At 38.9% G+C, this 20,794-nt stretch carries 21 protein-coding genes; 7 read left to right on the forward strand and 14 right to left on the reverse strand.

Annotated features, from left to right (window positions below):
- The first annotated feature begins 492 nt into the window (after nucleotides 1-492).
- Entirely contained in the window at nucleotides 493-1,407 is a 915-nt protein-coding gene (locus tag C9I86_RS12785; protein WP_107276537.1) for a hypothetical protein, read from the forward strand.
- 389 nt (nucleotides 1,408-1,796) lie between these two features.
- Here C9I86_RS12785 and C9I86_RS12790 read toward each other — a convergent pair whose 3' ends face one another.
- Together C9I86_RS12790 and C9I86_RS12795 are read right to left on the reverse strand one after the other, a co-directional pair.
- Nucleotides 1,797-2,825, reverse strand: coding sequence for a DUF2955 domain-containing protein (locus C9I86_RS12790; RefSeq protein WP_107276538.1), 1,029 nt, complete (start codon nucleotides 2,823-2,825; stop codon nucleotides 1,797-1,799).
- Between the two features lie 51 nt (nucleotides 2,826-2,876).
- Entirely contained in the window at nucleotides 2,877-3,944 is a 1,068-nt protein-coding gene (locus tag C9I86_RS12795) for an HlyD family secretion protein (protein WP_107276539.1), read from the reverse strand.
- 115 nt (nucleotides 3,945-4,059) lie between these two features.
- Here C9I86_RS12795 and C9I86_RS12800 point away from each other — a divergent pair, with 115 nt between their 5' ends.
- Nucleotides 4,060-4,929, forward strand: a complete 870-nt coding sequence (locus C9I86_RS12800) for a LysR family transcriptional regulator (protein ID WP_080156175.1) — start codon at nucleotides 4,060-4,062, stop codon at nucleotides 4,927-4,929.
- 35 nt (nucleotides 4,930-4,964) lie between these two features.
- Here C9I86_RS12800 and C9I86_RS12805 read toward each other — a convergent pair whose 3' ends face one another.
- From C9I86_RS12805 to C9I86_RS12820, 4 genes are all read right to left on the reverse strand, one after another.
- Complete coding sequence (locus C9I86_RS12805) at nucleotides 4,965-5,231, reverse strand: hypothetical protein (protein WP_080156174.1); 267 nt, start codon at nucleotides 5,229-5,231, stop codon at nucleotides 4,965-4,967.
- 166 nt (nucleotides 5,232-5,397) lie between these two features.
- Complete coding sequence (locus C9I86_RS12810; protein WP_107276553.1) at nucleotides 5,398-6,123, reverse strand: DUF4336 domain-containing protein; 726 nt, start codon at nucleotides 6,121-6,123, stop codon at nucleotides 5,398-5,400.
- A 159-nt stretch (nucleotides 6,124-6,282) separates the two neighbouring features.
- A complete protein-coding gene (locus tag C9I86_RS12815) occupies nucleotides 6,283-7,638 on the reverse strand; it encodes a sodium:proton antiporter (RefSeq protein ID WP_080156173.1) in 1,356 nt (451 codons plus the stop codon).
- A gap of 340 nt (nucleotides 7,639-7,978) precedes the next feature.
- A complete protein-coding gene (locus tag C9I86_RS12820) occupies nucleotides 7,979-8,719 on the reverse strand; it encodes a glycerophosphodiester phosphodiesterase family protein (RefSeq protein WP_241956892.1) in 741 nt (246 codons plus the stop codon).
- 286 nt (nucleotides 8,720-9,005) lie between these two features.
- Here C9I86_RS12820 and C9I86_RS12825 point away from each other — a divergent pair, with 286 nt between their 5' ends.
- The 3 genes from C9I86_RS12825 (at nucleotide 9,006) to C9I86_RS12835 (ending at nucleotide 11,977) form a co-directional block, all read left to right on the forward strand.
- A complete protein-coding gene (locus C9I86_RS12825; protein ID WP_080156171.1) occupies nucleotides 9,006-9,584 on the forward strand; it encodes a nucleoside triphosphate pyrophosphohydrolase family protein in 579 nt (192 codons plus the stop codon).
- Between the two features lie 118 nt (nucleotides 9,585-9,702).
- Nucleotides 9,703-11,055, forward strand: coding sequence for an MATE family efflux transporter (locus C9I86_RS12830; protein WP_369925689.1), 1,353 nt, complete (start codon nucleotides 9,703-9,705; stop codon nucleotides 11,053-11,055).
- Nucleotides 11,056-11,158: 103 nt separating this feature from the next.
- A complete protein-coding gene (locus C9I86_RS12835) occupies nucleotides 11,159-11,977 on the forward strand; it encodes an alpha/beta fold hydrolase (RefSeq protein WP_080156170.1) in 819 nt (272 codons plus the stop codon).
- Between the two features lie 83 nt (nucleotides 11,978-12,060).
- Here C9I86_RS12835 and C9I86_RS12840 read toward each other — a convergent pair whose 3' ends face one another.
- The 3 genes from C9I86_RS12840 to C9I86_RS12850 all read right to left on the reverse strand — a co-directional run bounded on the left by C9I86_RS12840 (nucleotide 12,061) and on the right by C9I86_RS12850 (nucleotide 15,048).
- On the reverse strand, nucleotides 12,061-12,861 hold the full coding sequence (locus C9I86_RS12840) for an alpha/beta fold hydrolase (protein WP_080156563.1): 801 nt from the start codon (nucleotides 12,859-12,861) through the stop codon (nucleotides 12,061-12,063).
- 114 nt (nucleotides 12,862-12,975) lie between these two features.
- Nucleotides 12,976-14,070, reverse strand: coding sequence for a nucleotidyltransferase family protein (locus C9I86_RS12845; protein ID WP_080156169.1), 1,095 nt, complete (start codon nucleotides 14,068-14,070; stop codon nucleotides 12,976-12,978).
- Between the two features lie 90 nt (nucleotides 14,071-14,160).
- Nucleotides 14,161-15,048 (reverse strand): CPBP family intramembrane glutamic endopeptidase, encoded by an 888-nt coding sequence (locus C9I86_RS12850; RefSeq protein ID WP_241956893.1) that lies wholly within the window; start codon nucleotides 15,046-15,048, stop codon nucleotides 14,161-14,163.
- A gap of 140 nt (nucleotides 15,049-15,188) precedes the next feature.
- On the opposite strand from C9I86_RS12850, the gene C9I86_RS12855 reads away from it, so the two are divergent.
- Nucleotides 15,189-16,679: a cobyric acid synthase gene (locus C9I86_RS12855; RefSeq protein WP_107276542.1), complete on the forward strand. Its 1,491-nt coding sequence runs from the start codon at nucleotides 15,189-15,191 to the stop codon at nucleotides 16,677-16,679.
- 101 nt (nucleotides 16,680-16,780) lie between these two features.
- Here the strand turns inward: C9I86_RS12855 and C9I86_RS12860 are convergent, their stop codons facing one another.
- The 3 genes from C9I86_RS12860 to C9I86_RS12870 all read right to left on the reverse strand — a co-directional run bounded on the left by C9I86_RS12860 (nucleotide 16,781) and on the right by C9I86_RS12870 (nucleotide 18,026).
- Complete coding sequence (locus tag C9I86_RS12860; protein WP_107250810.1) at nucleotides 16,781-17,317, reverse strand: protein disulfide oxidoreductase; 537 nt, start codon at nucleotides 17,315-17,317, stop codon at nucleotides 16,781-16,783.
- A gap of 2 nt (nucleotides 17,318-17,319) precedes the next feature.
- Entirely contained in the window at nucleotides 17,320-17,523 is a 204-nt protein-coding gene (locus tag C9I86_RS12865; protein ID WP_107276543.1) for a hypothetical protein, read from the reverse strand.
- A gap of 122 nt (nucleotides 17,524-17,645) precedes the next feature.
- Entirely contained in the window at nucleotides 17,646-18,026 is a 381-nt protein-coding gene (locus tag C9I86_RS12870; protein ID WP_107276544.1) for a hypothetical protein, read from the reverse strand.
- Between the two features lie 224 nt (nucleotides 18,027-18,250).
- Here C9I86_RS12870 and C9I86_RS12875 point away from each other — a divergent pair, with 224 nt between their 5' ends.
- The gene (locus C9I86_RS12875) at nucleotides 18,251-18,937 is read left to right on the forward strand and encodes a pseudouridine synthase (protein ID WP_045038680.1); all 687 of its coding nucleotides are present in this window, start codon (nucleotides 18,251-18,253) and stop codon (nucleotides 18,935-18,937) included.
- Between the two features lie 63 nt (nucleotides 18,938-19,000).
- Here the strand turns inward: C9I86_RS12875 and C9I86_RS12880 are convergent, their stop codons facing one another.
- Both C9I86_RS12880 and rsgA read right to left on the reverse strand, forming a co-directional pair.
- Nucleotides 19,001-19,666, reverse strand: coding sequence for a DUF305 domain-containing protein (locus C9I86_RS12880; RefSeq protein WP_107276545.1), 666 nt, complete (start codon nucleotides 19,664-19,666; stop codon nucleotides 19,001-19,003).
- An 87-nt stretch (nucleotides 19,667-19,753) separates the two neighbouring features.
- Nucleotides 19,754-20,791 carry a ribosome small subunit-dependent GTPase A gene (gene rsgA, locus C9I86_RS12885; protein WP_107276546.1) on the reverse strand — a complete coding sequence of 346 codons (1,038 nt, stop codon included), beginning with the start codon at nucleotides 20,789-20,791 and terminating at the stop codon, nucleotides 19,754-19,756.
- Nucleotides 20,792-20,794 lie beyond the last annotated feature (3 nt).

The following is a 20,794-nucleotide window of genomic DNA, read 5'->3' on the forward strand; positions in this document are numbered from 1 at the left end:
TAGGCTATGAAATAGCTAAATATTAAGATCCAATAACCGACGTTAATCTCACTGCACCCCTCAAAACCGTAATCTGGCATTCAAACCACTACTTGGATGCCAGACATGCTCATCAAAACTTACCTTTTGCTACCTGAACTAATCTGAAAAAAGGTACTTCCGTGAAAACGAAACTCATTTTTGTCCACAGATGAGTTAGCTATTCAGCTAACTCAAAATTGCCCCATTCCTACTTAGTGCTTTTACTCGTTCATATTGCGTTAACGTGATTTTGGATTAGTTTTATTTACATATTCTTATCCTAATCAGACTTGTTTAATAAATTTCTTACTTCTAACATTCCAATAAATACTTTGAAACAAAATAATGCAATCAAACTCATAATATTTATAAATTAAATTGATTATGATTGTAGGGCTTTAGGGGCATTCTTTTGCGTGAAAGTAAGAATGCTTACTAATAAACTGTTAGCCTTCGTAAAGGAGTTACAAATTGATCAAAAACATTCCGAAGTCGGGCGACTTCACAACTCTGAGTGTACAATATCTAGCTCAATCAATAGACTTGATTTTAAATACTGAACTCGCTTTTGGCGATTACTTTCTCAATAGCGAAGATATAACCGATGAGCTATGGGAATTTCATCAAGGCACTCTAGGTAACTCGCTGATCATGCTTTTTCTAAGTATCGAAAATTACTTGAAGAGCGAAATATGTAAAGTTTCACCATTGTTATTGTTAGGGCAAAAACCATCAGAGTGGAATGTTAAAAATGCTGATAAAGATTTCGAGGATTTATATCTTCATCAGTTTGATGATTTACTGGTCATTTATCAAGAATTGCTGGGTGAAAATTTAGGTGAAGACTTAAAGCAGGATTTCGAAGAGTTACGTAAAAAGCGTAATAAATGCACTCACGGCGTGCTAAGGGAATTGCTATTACCGTTATATATATTAGAAATAATGCACTCTTTCTTATCTCAAATTTGGAAAGACAATTGGCTTATTGAATTTAGGCATGTACTTCTTGTTGAGGATATATATGGTGTAGACAGCGAAGCATGTGAAGACCTTAAAATCCTTAAGTATTATAAGCTGTTTGAAAAATACTTTAATAAAACCGCTTGCAATGAACTTATCAGAATGCCTAATAAGGGCAGGCGGTTTACGTGTCCTTCATGTGAATTTAACCGTCAAGAAGCAGGCTCTATTTTTGACGTAGAATATGCACTTATTACTCCAGGTCAAGATGTTATAACCTGTTACTTATGTCAGGGAGAATTCGAGTTCACTAGAAGAGATTGTGTAAGTGATACCTGTAAATCAGATGTGATCTTTACTATTGATGATGGGTGTGAACTAGGGCAAGACGTATGTTTAAGCTGCCTTACTGAACAAGACGGCTAATAAATAAGGATACGTGTCGCGTAGCCGACACCTATCCGAAGTGTTGGACAAGACCAAGCCACCTTATATAAGTAAATATCATGAAGGGTGATGTTAAAAGTTGAACATATCCTTACTTTTCCTAATACCTGCTAACCGAAATAGAGCAAATAATCTAAGCCGTTTCTGTCCAAAATTGAGCTGGCTCGAATGGCTAGCTCAAATTTGTCCACTTTTTAGTTAGTCAGAACGGCTAACTAAAAAACACCCCAAAGTGAGAAGCTGATTTCACCCCTCGCAATTTGAATTAGTTGCCTTTATACCCAGAACGTTAACGTTGTGATCCAATTTATAATCCACTTCAGCTATAAAAAGAGCCAATATCAAGTTATGGTTGTGCCAACAAAATCTTAGCCGTGACTAAAATGTTCATTGGGTGATTTGATCACTCGTACTAAGAAATGGTGAATAATCCAAATAGCCATTGAGGTTAAAATGACGGCAACCAAAATAGAACTAAAGCGATAGAAAATAGCAAATACCGCATCTTTTTGATCGGGAATCAGTGATGTCGTTAAGGGAACCGTTAATGCCGACATTGCCGAAAACGCAATGCTAGATTTGATGGTGCCAAGGGCAAGCCAAGAGCAAAAAAATCCTGCTGCAATCGCATAAGCCATAATAAATAACACTCCATTATCAGCCCATGAATAGAGTCCTATTTGAATAAATAATCCCGCTAAACAGCCTAGAAATGTTCCTATAATACGTATTTTTGATGCAGCGAGTGATCCAATTAATGTCATCGGTGAAAGTACGATCAATATAGATGCTTGCGCCGATAATGAATCATTCAGATCGCCAAATTGAAACACCAAAAATGCAAGCATAGCGATGATCCAGCCTAGTGCGGTTTGTCTTATCATGCCAATATGGTCGTAACGTTGCACATTGTTGGTGGTATCACTTACGGCATCTATTGTTGTTTCAGTTGTGGGTTCTGGAAAAAAGTAATAAGCCAGCGCACAGACTGGTACCGTTGCAATCGCACTGAACCATAAAGTAATTGAAAAATCTTCTAAATCAAAACTACTGTAGCTGGCAAAGTTAAGCGCTATTGAGCCAACAAGTAGTCCGATAAAGCCAAACAAATAGCTATTCTTGTTACTCATCGCAACACATTTTTCAAGGAAGAATATGCCGACGACAATGGTTAATAGCAGTGGTGATGACTGAAAAAAGCCATGAATAAAACTGACCTCAAGCGTCACCCACACCACACCAATCACTAATTGGACATAGCTATCCCAATGCCAACTATCTGAATTAATCATGATATTAATGGGTAATAAGGCAATAAAAAAACCGTACGACCACCCAAAGATCATACTGATTGCTAAGCCCACGACACAACCAAACCAAAGGCGCATTGTTTTCATAAGTTATGACTCCGAAAATTAATAATTAATCGCTTTAACTTATTGTTGTGGTTAATAAATATAATGCAGCACACTGGCTAAATGGATTTCTATTTTTGCTAATAATTGCCATACCGGATTGTTTTGCGGATAGACAACAACAGTCGCACGTGAACCTACGAATAATTGGGGTGGTAAGGGCTGTTGGCTGATGAAATTGACTCGTACTCGCTGCGCATCTCGTACCCAACGGTTACTGGTTTCAATGCTTGTTAGGTGTCCATTGGCGACTTGTTGTGCCGCGGCAACACCAAAGTCACGATTATTAATAGTGAGCGGGAATACTTGGCCAGGCAAAGCATCATAAACGACATAAGCCATTGACTTGGAGTGAAAGTTAGCTATTGATTTTTCTCTAAAATCTGCCGCAACCCACATTGAATCGGTTGGAATAAAGGTCAGCATAGGTTGGTTAGTGTTTGCCATCGTACCAACATCAACTTGCAGGTTGGTGATTACGCCATTGCTGGGTGCAATAACCTTTGTATGGGTTAAATTAAGTTTAGCTTGTGCAAGGGCATTTTCAGCCGCGAGTACAATAGTACTTTGGCCGTGTTTAGCGCCCAATTGAGTTTGTATGACAACAGCTTGTTGCTTTGCTGCGGCTAAATTTGCTTGGGTTGTTTGGTTTTTAGCATAAGCATTATCACGCATTGACGCTGAAACCAGTTTCTTTTTCGCTAATTTGTTTATGCGGTTAAAGTCGTTATGGGCATTATTGTAATTTGCTTGGCTGGTGGCAATATTGGCTTTAGCAACACTGGCTTGAGCATACAGAGCTTGCTCTTGTTGATGTGCTTGCTCTAAAGCAACTTGCGCTTGATCTACCGCTAAAAGGTATTTTTGATCATCAATACTAAACAATAATTCACCTTTAACAACGGCCTGATTATTCTTAATATTTACTTGTGTGATTGTGCCTGAAACCTCAGGTGCAATTTGTACTACATAACCTTGCACACGACTTTCACTGGTTAACGGTACATACCTATCTGCAATAACAATATAGGCCATAAATAAAATAAAAATAACAATTAGACACCGCATCCAATGTTGAAAAGTAGTATGAGAATTAGGCATGAGATATTCCAGTGATCACAATCAAGCTGATCAGTATAAGAAAAATTAACTTGCTAGAATACTGCGACAAATGTCACACTTGTGAGCTAAATATAGGACAATGTGGGGACGCATAATGAAAGCATCAATGGATGACTTGTATTTGTTCATGTTAACGGTACGTCATGGTGGAATCAGTGCTGCGGCAACAGCGCATGGATTACAACGTTCAAAAATTAGCCGCCGCTTACAAGAATTAGAAAAAGCGCTGCATTGTCAGTTATTAATTCGTACTACCCGCCACATAGAATTAACCGAAAATGGGCGCTTATTGTATCAACATATCAATCAACCATTAACGGAAGTGAACCATGCTGTTAATTTACTTGAAAGCCAGCAAAACAGTTTGCAAGGGGTTCTACGTTTAGCGGCTACATCATCTTTTATTGCATCATCGATGTTTGCTGAAGTGCTAGATAATTATGCGAGTCAGTTTCCATTGGTGCGGATAGAGTTATTATATTTGCAGAAAAGTGTTGATTTAGAAAGAGAAAATATTGATCTTCAACTGTTGCCGAATATGGCTGAAATTATTAATTTAGATTATGTACAGCAGGCCTTTTTGACCTCTAGTAATGGTTTATTTGCATCACCTGATTATTTAAAAAAGCATACGGAGCCTAAATCAACGGCTGAGCTGCAACAGCATTGGCTATTAGCGAGCCGTTATAATTCAACGTTGCTGCAAGAGGGAACACGGTTACGGTTAATGTCTGAAGATATTAATATGATTCAGCAGATGGCTATTTTAGGGCAGGGAATCGCGTTGTTACCTAACATTTTAATGCAAGAGTCTTTACAGCAGGGAAAGTTAGTGCAAGTGCTAACGGATGTTAATTACTCCGATATCATGATGACAGTGGTGTACCCATCACGGCGTTTTTTACCAGAAAAAACGCGCGCAATGGTGACGATGTTACGTGAGAGATTTGCAGATCAACAATAAATAATACGATGAAGCAGGGTTATTTTCGTGTGTGATCATTGTATTTCGCGTGCAAATTTAATTTTATCTACCTCTGCAACCCAAGCTGGGCGGTTGATATAGTGACCGATGATCAGTGCGGGAATAACAAAGATAATGTGTGATAACGCTAAATGCACATTTGACGCAGCTAATGCTGTGTTACCACTGGCATAATTGAAGAATGCAATTGTCCCAAAAATAACACCGAGAATACTTAATATAAAAAAGCCAACGACACCAAGACCAAGAATATCTCGAGAGTAAAGTTTAAAAAGGTTCATTAATTAACTCCTAACCTCGACGGTTTGTTATTGCATAAAGAATAAATAAGAGCGTGTTTCCACCGTTATTTTATTACTATGCGCCTTCAAAATAAGAGCAATATTGATCTTGCACATAAATTAATGCTTATACATTTAAATAGCCGATAAATATGCGTGTTTCTATTTATTGAACTGGTGTGATGTTTAATTTATGCGGTATTACCCACTGAAATGCGGCGGAAAAATAAGCTTTTGCATTGTTATCTATCACCCGCCCATGAGACAAAATAATACGATCAAAAGGCCATGTTAGGATTTCTTGAATTGATTGGCGTAATTGGGTGTGATTGCGAAAGGTGATCCGCCAATACCAAGGCATTGCTGGATGAAAATAACAACCATTAATTACAGCAAGAGCAAAGGTGAGAGGGTGATGACTGTCGACCATCCATGCTAATGCGTCACCGACAATCAGGGTTTTTGATTGTGGATCACAAAAAGCAATTTCTTCCATGCTGTCACTGCCTCTGATTACCGTTTGTAGTAATTGTCCTTGCCAGAGGGAGGGGGTGTGACTACTAAGCGCACCATCAAAAGTAAGATCGCTTCGCTTATATACTAGCCCCGGAGGAGCATAAAAATACGCTTGAGGATAAGTTAACCACCAATCAGAGAGATAAATATTGTGGTTTTTATTAGGCGTTACCACATAGGCAATCTCACCCAGTTGGTTAAGTTGCTGTTGTAAGGCTGCTGTTATTTCAACGGGGGAATGGATAAAGAGTTTATGGTTATCTAATCGAATAATGGTCATTCGGTGACCCATAGGTGCTCCGGCTACTCGGTATGGCATATCACAATACCAAATACGATTTGTAGCCCATTCAACGAGAGTGCAATCCTTGCTCATAAGCGTCATAACTATTCATCAATAGGTAATTATTATCATATGACTAATTTTGCGATGGTCAATATTTTTGTTACGTATTTGTTGAATAAAAATAACAACATAAAAAATAGCCACCGTGATCAACAGTGGCTATTAAATTGAGCTTACAATCGCGTCTGGTTAGCTGTTAGTTGTATTAGTTTCTGTTGTGGTATTTGAAATGTTCACTGCTGATGCAGAATTTGCTGGTGTGTGATCCATTTTCTCTTGTTCTGCTTTCGCTTTGTAAATCATTGGTGTAATTGTTGAACCTTGCACAATAATAGAGAAAATAACTACAGCATAAGTCATTAACACCACGATTTCTTTTACATCAATGTCTGGGCTAAAACCAATTGGAATGCCGCTTGGAATCGCCATTGCCATCGCAAGCGCTAGACCGCCACGTAATCCACCCCATGTTAGAATTTTAATCGATAATGGGTTATAGGTACGGTAACGGTTAAAGATTTTATAAGAATATTTTACGCTGAGGTAACGGCTCAGTAATACTAATGGAATTGCAATCACTACTGCTACGATATCAATGGCATGGAAGGTGAACGTGATCATCATTAAGCCAATTAATAAGAATAAGACCGCATTTAAGATCTCATCAGCGAGTTCCCATAAATGTGATATTTGATGTGCAGCTTCTTCTGAGATTGAATTACGAGTCCAGTTACCAATAATAATACCCGCAACCACCATCGCCAATGGTGCAGAGACCTCAATATGTTCACTAACGACATACCCAAATGTTGGAATTAGAATCGTTAAAATTAAGCGGAACATATTGTCATGTGAGCTTTTAATTAAGAAGTGGAATACCACTCCAATAACCGCACCACATGCAATACCCCCTAATGCTTCACGGGCAAATAATAGCGCAGTACTAGCGACTGTCGGTGCTGTTTTGCTGAATGCAATTTCAAATAAGGTAACAAAAATAACCAAGCCAACACCGTCATTAAACAGCGATTCGCCTTCTATTTGAGTTGAAATACGTTGAGGAGCATTAAGCTTTTTAACAATAGCTAAAACAGCAATAGGATCGGTTGGTGAAATTAAAGCACCAAATAGGCAGCAGTAAATAAAATCGATATCAATAGTACAAAGCTTAAATAACGCCCATAACACAATCCCAATAAAGAAGGTTGAGAAAAGAGTGCCAATAAGTGCTAAAAACGTGATTTCAAATTTTTGATCTTTAAGGTGAGGCAATTGAATATTTAATGCACCAGCGAAAAGGAGAAAGCCTAATACGCCTTTGAGTAAGAAGTCATCAAAGTTGACTGCTTGTATCATCTGAATGACTTCATGTTCCTCTTTATGAGGAATATAGCCTAATTTACTGAGTGTTAAGAGAGTCAGTGATATTGCAATTGACCAGCCAGTGATGGCAATGGTTGGTTGAAACTTACCAATACGGTGGTTAATAATTGAGATAAAGACAGCAATGGCTGCCATTATACAGACGGTGTCATAAGCTGACATGAATAATGTGCTCCACTAGGCATCAAATAAGTTGTCGTTAGACAGTTGTTGGCATAATTATCTGATATTGTGTGTAATAAAAGAGAGTTATAAATAAATGGGGTTTAATTTATATTCTCTATAAACATATTTTTACATTTTAATGATATCAAACATAAATTGTTTATATTGTTTTGAAATGTAAAGTTCCACTTTTAGTGGTAATAAAACTGCCGTATAAAATATAGATGAAAATCAATATGTGGGGTGTAAAAAGAATAAGAGGAAATGAAAGTGAGGTTTGTTACGAGTCAATATTGGCTATTCATTGACTCGTGAACAATATATTAAGAGGTGATGATTATTGCTTTGCTGCTGAGATTAATAAACCAGGGTTGTCACTAATAATAGTGCTAACACCCCAACGGGTAAATTTATCTATTTGCTGAGGATCATTCATGGTCCATATTTGTAGTACTTTCCCTGCATCCGTAATTTCTTTTGCCAACTTCTCATTGAGTAAGTGGTGATCTAAGTGGATGCTGTATAGGTTAAGTTTGGCATCTAAACGAGCGATGTCTGGCACCCAGTCTTCAATGATTAAGCCTCGGCGAACTTCAGGCCATAGTTTTAAGCAGTGTTTTACTGCGTTATAAGAGAAACTAGATAAAATGAGCCTATCGGTATCGAAACCATAATCTTTAATTGTTTCAATGGTTTTTCGAACTTGAAGCTCAACTTCTTCCTCATAATGGACTTTAATTTCAAGGTTGATATTTAAGCTATAATCATCACAAGCTTGCAGTAATTCTGTCAATGTTGGAATGGTAGCATCGGCAAATTCAGCAGCAAACCAGCTTCCTGCATCTAATTGCTTTAGCTCACTGAGTGGCTTATGACGCACACTTCCGGAACCATTGGTACAACGACGGACACTTTTATCATGAATAATAACGGGAATGAGATCCTCGCAAAGTTGGGTATCCGTTTCAATCCATGTAGCGCCAGCATTTGCCGCGGCTTTCATGGATATTAATGTGTTTTCTGGGGCAACTGCGCGCGCGCCACGGTGACCTGCAATCATCACTTCTCCAACATACATATTATTATCTCAACATAGAGAGTTACGGTTGAAATTTTATTGGCTTTCCTTTAATTCGCAAGTGATTAAATACGAATAATGATATCTCAATTGTTACGTTTTAACTCATTGCTATAATGGTTAAGTCTATTTTGTCATCAAGCTAACAGATTTTAGGTGATTGGTTTTGTATCTGGTGCGAGATTGGATTAGTATCTTTGCCCGTCGTGTTATTTTATTAAGCATAACCTTGCGCTGTGAGTAATAAAATAATCTCTTCCCTTAAATCTGAAACAAGGATATTCGAATGAAGCTTTCTGCGCTAGACCAACCCCTTTTCGATCACCTTTACAGCGATATTCGAGAGTTTCGTTCTACCTTTGACTTAGATATTGAAACCCCTGCGAGCCTAGATGCTCAAGCTGATGCATTACATACTTCATTAGCTGTTGAAGAAATGACAGAGCTTGCTGAAGCTGATTCATTGGTTGAGCAAGCTGACGCGATTGTTGATTCGGTGTATGTATTAATGGGGCGTTTAGTACATTTAGGTGATAAAAAAATCACTGATAATATTGGTATCAGTTACTTGATTGATATTTTATTGCAGATGTCTGAGCGTTTAGGATTTACATTCATTGATTGTTGGAATGAAGTCCACTCAAGCAACATGAGCAAAGTATGCCGTAGCCAGCAGCAGTATGACGAGACTGAAGCTTTTTACGCCGAGCAAGGTGTTGCATTGATGGCAAGTACCAAAGGTGATTATATCATTGCTAAATGTGCACAAGATGTTGAAGTCAATGGTAAGCTGATCCGCACCGGTAAAGTTTTGAAATCTGTTTATTACCGTCCGGCTGATCTTGTTAAATTAGTTATTCGTTAATTCACATCTAAAGTTATTTTTGATCCTCGCTATGGCGGGGATTTTTTATTGGTAATCAGTACCAAGTCGAAAATCGATGCGTTGTACTCGTTACTAACGTTTTATTTAAGTTGTTATTATGAATGTAAAAACAATGACACTTCCAGCGTCCCGCAGTTTAGCTCATCAATTGTTTACCATGACATGGCCAATGCTCTTTGGCGTATTATCACTGATGAGTTTTCAGTTAGTCGACAGTGCGTTTATTGGCCAACTTGGTATTTTACCGTTAGCCGCGCAAGGTTTTACTTTACCGATGCAAATGTTAGTCATTGGTTTACAAGTGGGATTAGGAATTGCAACCACCGCCTTAATTTCACGGGTATTAGGTAATAATGATCATCATCGTGCGCGTCAATTAGGCGGGGTAGTGGTGATCCTTGGCGATATTGGCATCATGGCGCTGTGTGCGGCAATCTGGTTTGGCCGACATCAGTTGTTATGGTTACTTGGTGCGCCTGATAATGTTTTTGGTGTTATTGATAGCTATTGGCCCGTATGGCTAACAAGTGCATGGTGCGGTTCGATGGTGTACTTTGCCTACAGTATTTGTCGTGCCAACGGTAATACCTTGTTACCCGGCATTATGATGGTGATCACCAGTGTGCTAAATATTGGTTTAGATCCACTGTTTATGTTTACCTTTAATATGGGTATTAATGGTGCGGCATGGGCGACTATTGTGTCGTTTAGCATCGGTATGCTGGTGGTGTTTCCATTATTATTTAAACGCCAATGGTTGAGTTTTGACTGGCGTGGATTGGCCGTTTATAAAGCCATCAAAGAATTAGTACATATCATGGCTCCAGCAATGCTAAGCCAATTGTTACCCCCTGTTTCTGCCATTTTAGCAACAAAATTAGTGGCTAGTTTTGGTGCGGCAACCGTTGCTGCTTGGGCATTAGGATCACGATTAGAGTTCTTTTCACTGGTTATCGTTTTGGCATTAACCATGTCGATGCCACCGATGGTGGGACGTTTACTTGGTCGTAAAGATATTGTCAGTATTGAAAAATTGATCATGATAGCGGTGCGATTTGTATTGATATGGCAAGTGGTTATCGCGATCGTGCTCTTTTTAAGTGCGCCGTCGTTAACCCAGCTATTAACCAGTGATAGTTCGGTACAACACATTTTGATGATCCATTTAACGCGGGTGCCTATTAGTCTTGGTGCATTAGGGGTTTGCATGCTGATGGTTTCTGTTTGTAATGCCATGGGATTACCGATGCGAGCTTTATTGATTTCTGCATTACGATTATTTGTGTGTTATTTGCCCGTATTATGGTTGGGTGCGCATTTCGCAGGTTTGTCAGGGCTGTTCACTGGCGCAATGTTGGGTAATATTGCCGCTGGACTCTGCGCGTGGGTGTTCTATCGCCAAGGATTAGTCCACATTAGAAATAAGTATCGAGTTACATCAATGGCGTAACGGTTATGATAATGTGCGTGATAATTCAGATGGATAATCTTAGCTTAATAATAAAATAACGAATTAATATTCATGATATGTGAATCAAGAAAGGATACCTGCAATGCAAACATTCGCTATTGATGGTCAGCAAATGACTTACCGTGATCAAGGAACAGGGCCAGTGCTTGTTTTTGGTCACAGCTATTTATGGGATAGTGCAATGTGGGCACCGCAGATCGCGGTATTAAGCCAACATTACCGTTGTATTGTGCCAGATTTTTGGGCGCATGGTGGCTCTGACAGTGCGCCATCAGCAACACGAACATTGCGTGATTATGCTGATAACGTGTTGGCATTATTGGATCACTTAGAGATTGAAAAATTTGCTGTTATTGGTTTGTCCGTGGGGGGGATGTGGGGCGCAGAATTAGCCCTTAAAGCGCCTGCGCGAGTGACGGCATTAGTACTAATGGATACCTTCTTAGGTTATGAGCCTGAAGTACTGCACGCGAGATATTTTGCGATGTTAGATACTTTACGCGATCAACAACATGTTCCTGCGCCATTGATCGATATGATTGCACCATTATTTTTCCGTCGTGATGGTCATTTGCATAATCCGCAGTTAGTGAGTGAATTCCGTAATTCTCTTGCACAATTACAAGGGGATCGCGCGGTGGCAGTGTCTGAGATGGGACGCATGGTGTTTGGGCGTCGTGATACGTTTGATGATATCGAGCAACTTACGGTTCCGACATTAATTATGTCAGGCTTAGAAGATAATCCGCGCCCGCCACTTGAAGCACAATTAATGCATGACGCGATTGATGGCAGTGAATATGTGCTGATTCCTGAGGCTGGGCATATTAGTAACCTTGAACAACCACAATTTGTTACCGCTCAATTGCAGCGTTTTTTAAATAAAGTGGTGGTGATGTAAGCTCAGTTTACTTAACTAAAGCGTGTTTCAGTACAGTATAAGTTAAGCCCAGTGAGATTCAATTCTCACTGGGTTTTATTATTTTAGTGGGCCGGTAATGGTTGGCTGTGCAATTGAATAAACTCAATTGAATGATGATTAAATGCTTCTGGCTGTTCAACATTACACACATGGCCGCAATTTGATAATTGGGTTAACACACTATTTTGATGACGTTTAATCATCTCTTTGACAGACTTAATAAACATGTAGTCATGTTCACCCATTAAATACAAAGTCGGAATAGCGAGTTCTTTTTCCTTAAAGTATTTCATAATCGGGTTAACATCCGTTGCCAATTTGAACCATCGTTTAAATTCTTGTTGGCAAAGCTTTTTAGCTTCTCGAATAAATAAATGACGTGATTGACGTTGGTTTTTTTGTGGCATCACTACATAAGCAAATATACGGTATAACCACATATAAGGCAGAACATGTTTGCTCAAGTTCCCCAAGCTAATTAACACTTGAGAGCGTGTATTTAAACGTGTTACCGCGCCACCTAATGTCATTGTTTGTACTCGCTCTGGCGCCAGTTCAGCCAGATGGCGGATAATGATTGTTCCTAATGAGATACCAACAAAGTGAGCCGACTCAATTTTAAGATGATTAAGCACATTTATAATATCTTTAGTCACCATTTTGAAGGTATAGCGATTGTCCATCACATCCTGAAACATGGTGTTAGATTTACCGTGACCACGCAAATCTAAGAGCAATAAATTAAAATGCTGTTTATAGGCTTTTATTTGCTTAAACCAAATAGCAGAGCTTCCCCCCGCACCATGGACAAATACGACCCACTCTTTACTTTGTTTATGTGGGTATGTTTTGTAAAACAGCATGTTATCCAAATTCTTCTTCCTTCCTTGAGAATGGCTTAACATAGTAACATGAGAATTCTTACGCGTGCCTGTCTTATTAGGTATCAAAGAATGATAATTGGAAGTTAGTCGTATTTAGTTGATCACTTCTTCATCGTCATGCGGAATACTATTAACAATTAATCGTTTAATAATATGCGGCACAATACAGTAGACTGGCATTTGTTTTAAACGGCCACGAAAACGCAGTGATTTTACGGCGTCACGATAACCAATGTTGCGATGCAAAGGAAACTGGTAGAGAAAGGCATCAATAAAATGTTGTTGATAGAACCAATAGGATAATCGGTTTAACTTATGTTGCTTAAAATATGCCCATACATTATCAGGCACAGATAAATCAAATAAGCGGTGACATAAATTGACCGCAAGATAAAGGCTATTATCATTGCCGACTTGTTGGTGAAGTTGAATTAAATTATGCCAAAACGTGGGGTCTTTACTGAAGAAAACAAACTGCAAATATAGGCTGTAAATATCCCGTAAGCCATAATGGTAATCCATTTGGTGAAATAACATAATTGCTTGATGAAGTACCATTGCATCTGGCGATAATAATGTGGCAGGTTCACACAATGGCGGTGATAAGTGGTGGTGGAGTAAAGGGGTTGGGTCGAGTTTGTTGATTAATGTTTTAGGTAATAATTGAAAGTGAATTGCCAGCTCAGTACGCCTTTGTTTATGGATCAATGGCGTGGTTTGCTGTGCCCAACGACGATAAAACGTTTCTTCATAATCAGCAATGTTTTTATAGCGCCAGCCATTATTTAACAGTGCTTTTTCTACATTGGCAACGTGTTGCTGTGGAACATAAATATCAATATTATGCTTAATTCTGCCAGCAAACATATCGTTATCAAGTAATTGCAAGGCGCTACCGCGTAAGTAGCGCCATGAACTAATAACCCCTTGTAAGTGCTCAGTGAGATATTGATGTTCAAGTAACAATTGTTGTTGTTGTTTTTGGTAGCTGTGAAACCCAGACAGTAATTGCTGTTGGGTGTGGAGGGGAAGATCGTGTTCGATATTCGCCCGCTCACAACACGCCTTTAATTGCCCTAATAATGAGAGGTGGCGGGCTTCAGTCATGATCTGATAACTGCATTTATGATTAGCATTCAATAATAGTGTTGGATTATTGAGAACATCTATAAGCAATAATTGTGACATTCCATCCTGTTCCTTATCCCTGTTTATGCTTTTGAAGCACACGGTGCTGTGTTCAAAGAAGGGATAAGACTTCTTTTTTATTTTGCATTATTACAAGGGCAGTGGGTAAGTAAAAAAGACTAAATGAAGTAAGTTAAATGCAAAATGAACCACGATAGCGACCGTTATCTTCTTAGTCCAATAATAGCTTAAACCATAAAGTATGCCAGCCAGTGTCGCAATTACGATAAACAATGGACCACCAGCAAAGTGTGCAAATCCAAATAAAACACTCGCAATAATAATCGCTATAGGTGGAGCTAATTTCTTACATAGCAGTCCCTGAATATAACCACGGAAAAGTACTTCTTCAGCGACACAAGTAAAAATGAGATTATTAATAGCAAAGATCCACCACCATGACGGTAAAGTGAATTCAGGCTGCACCAGTTGTAATGCCCATGCTAATAACGGTAATGTGATTAATCCGCCACCAATAATACTTTTTTGCATGCGTGAGAGCGAAAGATGATGCCAGTTATATTCGTTATTGCTTACTATATTGGGCACGAGTAGTAGCAGTGCAAAAATAAGTATGGGTTTATCGATATTAAAGTAAAGCGTAAATGATCGACTAAGTGGGCCACTATTGACGTGATCAAGCACCAACAAATTATTGATACCAGGGTATAAATGTAGAATTAGCCCGATGACCCACAAAATCACAATGGTATGACCCGCGTAGATCAAGGGCTTAGATTGTTGCCGAGCAGTAAAACTGGCAATAGCAATACCACTGATCATAATGGCTGCACCGATAACTGTTAAAACGTTAAACGTTACGGCTGTGATCAGTGACAATAGTAGTGGTATACGCCAAGAAGTTGTTTTTGTTAACGCACAACCGATGCTAATTGCCAACAATAGCCATACCAACATGGTCGGTAAAATAAGATAATTCATAAAAAAGAAGTGATAAAAAATGATAATCGTTATCATATACACCAAATTGATGATTATTCAAACTTGTTTTTTATGATTTATTACCAAATATGAGCAGTAGCTAAGATGGTTAATTCGATATAGATAACGATGATCTGCGATTACTCACTTTTATTATATGAATATGGAATTAGGAAATGACGGATACATTACAATCGACAACACGTGCATTAATGGTACAAGGTACGACGTCAGATGCAGGTAAAAGTGTGCTGGTGGCTGGATTATGTCGCGTGTTGGCACGCCAAGGTATTCGTGTGGCACCGTTTAAATCACAAAATATGGCATTAAACAGCGCTGTGACCAAAGATGGCGGTGAGATTGGGCGAGCACAAGCCGTTCAAGCTCAAGCCTGTGGTATTGAGCCTAGTGTACATATGAATCCTGTATTGCTTAAACCCAATACCGATGTTGGCGCACAAGTGATCGTACAAGGTCACGCTTTAGCTGATATGGATGCTGTGGGTTTTCATAACTACAAGAAAGTGGTAATGACGCCGATCATGGAATCATTCGCATTGCTGCAACAACAATACCAAACCATTGTTATTGAAGGTGCGGGTAGTCCTGCTGAAATCAACTTACGTGAAAATGACGTGGCAAACATGGGCTTTGCTGAAAAAGCCCATGTGCCGGTGATCATTATTGCAGATATTGATCGCGGTGGGGTGTTCGCTCATATCTATGGCACGTTAGCGTTATTGTCTGAATCAGAACAAGCGCGCGTCAAAGGTTTTGTTATCAACCGTTTCCGTGGTGATATTAAGTTACTTGAACCGGGTTTAGAGTGGCTAGAACAAAAAACAGGTAAGCCAGTATTAGGCGTGTTACCGTATTTACATGGCTTAATGCTAGAAGCTGAAGATGCGATTAACTGCCAACAAGTTGATGCCGCTGATCATCAATTAAAGGTGGTAGTGCCTGTTTTAACCCGCGTCAGTAACCATACTGATTTTGATCCCCTGCGCATGCATCCGCAAGTTAACTTGCAGTTTGTCGGCAAAGGTCAGCCTTTTCCTGCCGCCGATTTGATCATTATTCCAGGAACCAAAAGCGTTCGCAGTGATTTAGCGTTCTTACGTGAACAAGGTTGGGATAAACAGATCCAACGTCATTTGCGTTTAGGCGGCAAAGTGATGGGTATTTGTGGTGGTTATCAGATGTTAGGTGAAACCATTGCTGATCCGCATGCGATTGAAGGTGAAGCGGGGGTTAGCCAAGGTTTAGGGTATTTATCTATTGCTACCACCATTGAGAAAAACAAATGCCTGCAACAAACAGAGGGCACACTAACCATGCCTAATCAAATGCCTGTTACCGTTAAAGGTTATGAAATTCATGCGGGTGTTACTCAAGGTGTGAGTGCCAATGCACCATTACAGTTAACCGATGGTCCTGATGGCCAATTAGGTTGTGATGATCACGTGTTTGGCACCTATTTGCATGGCATTTTCGAACAACAAGGTGCATGTGATGCTATTTTACGATGGGCTGGTTTAGAAGCGACTCAAACTCCTGATTTTGATGGAATTCGTCAGCAAGGCATTGATCGTATTGCAGATACTATCGAACAGCACATGGATCTCGCGGCTATATGGCCACAATGGGCTGATAAATTTAAGCGTTAATTCGGCTATTTTGCACAGCTTATTTTACAACGATAGTTATTGCATAAGTTACTACCAACAACCATTGTTGGTAGTAACTATGACATGATTTATATCACGAGCTAAGCAAAAATCAGCCGTAACCATAAGCCTATCGGGGTTGTTGCTCCGGTTGTTATTGATGAAATCTGACCATTTTTAATAATTATGATTGAAGGTGTCGCAGTAACGCCCCATTCTCGACCAATTTTACCTGTTGGATCATTGATGACCGGGAAATTGTATTCTTTATACTTCATAAATTGGGCAACCCGTTGGTTCTCGCCAGATGTAACCGCAACCGATACCACTTGATGATTATCCGCAAGCCAATCAACACTAGGGCTAACCAATTTACACACTGAGCACCATGTCGCCCAAAAATAGAGTAATACGGGTTTTTCATCACTCATCTTTTTAATATCAACCCATTGCTGATCCAGTGTATTTGCCGCTAATGTAGGGATCACGTCTGATGGCATATCTTTACTGCGCCAAGCATCTATAGCGATAAAAAAGAGTGATAAAATGAGCACCAGTTTTATGATTTCTTTTGCTTTTAGCCATAGCTTAGTTGCTACATTGGTCGCTTTTTTAGATTGGTTTTTTTTAGTTGTCATTATTATTTCCCCCTTCCAAATTCTAGTGTTTGCATCACCGTATCGTGATTGAGTAATTCCGTTAGTATTAAACAGAGTTGTGCTGGTGGATGGGTTAACATGCCTGTTTTTAACGATGGCGTAGCGACAGGGATCGTCGCTAGAAATAGCACTGATACTAACGATACCGTAAATAAAACAGTACTAATAATTTGATTTTTAAACACAATGTTGCTCCGTGAATAATTATATAAAAAGATATAAGTATTAGGAGGGGCTGTTATCACACACTATGATGCCTTGGTTTTTTAAGGCGTAATAATGCTCGATCTTCAGACCCTGATTGTGTTTATTCTTGAAAGGTACAAAAAGCTAAATGTCGCCGTACACCATAGGAGGTTGTTGGCTCAGGAGGGAAGTACTTAACACCCGATTGCTTTAATATCGCTGCAATAATAACAAGGGCGAGGATAAACATTGGAATCGCAAAATCAATGTTAATCGTGTTGGCATTAACAAGATGCTCACTATTACTGCATTGCGTTTCTAGATCTGAGTGCGTTTGTGGATGAGATTGAAGCTGTTCAGTTGCGTCAGTTATCGGCGTTAAAGAACATAATGTAGAAAGGCCTAAATTTTGAGAAATACACATCAATAGCACAATACTCACTAAAATCAGTGACCATGAAGCGAGAGTTTGACGCTTATATTGTAAGAGTGAGAATTTCAAAAAATTAACTCTGTGGTGAAATATTTAACAGAATAATATCATATTTAGCCCATGATAATTAATCAATATTTAAAGTGTTATTAAAAGTAAATAACATCAAGTACACCTGAACATTAATTTTCAAAATATAGCTGTTCTATTTTTGTTGTTATATGTAAAGATGTTCACTTCTTAAAAAGTACATTTTCGAATGCATTTTTACATACTGCGGATATTGTTATGTTATGAAATCGTCTACCACTCGACTCGATCGTTTTATAAGTCAACATAGTATTTACTCTATATCAGACACTCGTCTTTTGGTTGCTCAGAAAAGGATCATCGTGGATGGAGAAGCCGCACATTCAACGCATCAGAAAGTGACTCAATTTATGCATGTTGAATTAGATGGTCACAGCCTTCAAGATAATAAACCGATTTATATTATGTTGAATAAGCCGCAAGGTATTGTCAGTGCGACCAAAGATTCTAAGCATACAACTGTATTAGATTTAATTGATCATCCTCAAAAAGATGAATTACATATTGTTGGGCGATTAGATTTTAATACGACAGGATTAGTGTTGTTAACTAACGATGGCGCATGGTCACGTCAAATAAGTTTACCTGAAACCAAACTCGCAAAAGTATATGAAGTGACTTTATCAAAACCTGTTACTGAAGAATATATTACCGTGTTCAAAGAGGGTATTTATTTTGGGTATGAGAATATCACCACTAAGCCCGCGCATTTAGAGATCGTCTCAGAGTATCAAGCACGGCTTTCATTGGTTGAAGGGAAGTACCACCAAGTGAAACGTATGTTTGGCTTTTTTCAAAATGAAGTATTAGCACTGCATCGTGTATCGGTAGGACACTTATCGGTAGCTGGGCTTGAAAGTGGTCAATATCGAGAGTTTTCGATTGATTAAAAACAGATAAAATAAATCCGACTTATTTAAGTCGGATTTATGTATAAGTAAGTGTGATCTTATTTACTTCGCAGGCACTGTCGCTGGTGTATTATCTTTTAGCCATGTTTTCATAAAGCTAATTTGTTGTTGTTGTGACTTGATAATACTTTGTGCGAGAGTCTTCGTTGATTGATCTTTTAGATAAGGCATGATGACTTCTGCCATTTCTACTGCTGCTTCATGGTGAGGGATCATACCCGCAATGAAATCAACATTTGGGTGACCGGTTAATTTAACTTCCATCATGTTGTGCATGATTTTCATTGATTTGGTCATCATTTCTTGTGAGTTAGCAATATCACGTTGTGCTAGTGGTATTTCTTTGTGTGTGGCTAACCAATGCTTCATATAAACCACTTCTTCTTTTTGTGATTTAATAATATTAAGTGCTAATTTATGCACCGCAGGGTTAGTCAGTGTTGGTAGAATTGATTCACTCATCACAATAGCCCCTTCATGATGAGGCAACATACCCGCTATAAAATCTAAATCAGGATCACCGGTTAATTTTAACGTATGCATACCTGACATTGCCGCCATCGAGTCTTTCATCATTGTTTGTGATGCTTGTAGACTAACGACTGATTTAGTTGGCATTGCATGACTGTGATCGACCACATTTTCACTTGCAAATGCAGTGGTAGAAAGTAGTGCTGATAAAACAATAGCTAAAGATAATTTTTTCATGATGAGCTCGATATGTATTTGTTATTAGAATGACAGCATAAAGCTTCCATTACAGGGAAGGTCAAGATGATTATGCTGTTTTTTCTTTTATTTGAATTTTTTTATCGACCTCGCTTGATCTTGAATGGCGGTGACCATTTTAGTAAAGGTGCGATCTTTTGCTCTTTTTTGTGCCAATGTCGCACTATTATGAGCGTCTTCGCGTAATAGTTTATGAAAGTTATTCAATCTTCTTGTCGATAATTCGCCGCTTGCGATTGCTTTTACTACCGCACAGCCGGGTTCATTTTGGTGCTGACAATCTTTAAAACGACATGCAGTAGCGAGAGATTCAATATCAGCAAATGTGAGTTTTATCCCTTCTTTTACATCACTAAGTTGTAGTTCTCGCATTCCAGGGGTGTCCATCAACAGCCCGCCTTCAGGTAGCCATTTTATAGTACGGTACGTTGTTGTGTGACGTCCTTTGCTGTCTTGTTCTCGTATCGCATTGGTTTCCATTTCATTATGGTTAAGTAGATTATTGACCAGTGTCGATTTACCCACGCCAGATGAACCTAAAAAGGCGACGGTCTTACCACGCTGACAATAACTTTTTAATACGGAGAGGCTATTGTGGGCAAGCCCATTAACACAGTGAACACTTAACAGTGAGTCTAACTGTTGAACTTGTTGTCGAATATCTTCTACGTCATCACATAAATCAGCTTTGGTTAAGATCACAACAGGCTCGGCATGGGTTTCTTTTACCAGCGCTAAATAACGTTCGATTCGATTTAAATTAAAATCGTCGTTAAGTGAGCTAACGATAAATACCACATCGAGGTTTGCTGCAATAAGTTGGCGGTCTCGGCTACTACCTGCGGCTTTTCGCTGAAAAAGGGATTGCCTTTCAAGAACGCGAACCAATCTGTTTTGATTAAAAACCACCCAGTCGCCAACACATATTGCCTCAAAATTTGGTGGTAGCTTATACCTTAGTGCATCATCACCAGCTAAGATAATCACGTCGGATTTATGTTGTTCAATGATTCGTCCAAGGAAACAGTTTACGACTTCTTCTAACGATAATTGTTGTTGGAAAAAAGGACGTAAACCTAAATCAACTAATGATGGTGTGCTCATAAG

It is taken from the genome of Photobacterium sp. NCIMB 13483 (genome assembly GCF_003025475.1).
GTDB lineage: Bacteria > Pseudomonadota > Gammaproteobacteria > Enterobacterales > Vibrionaceae > Photobacterium > Photobacterium piscicola.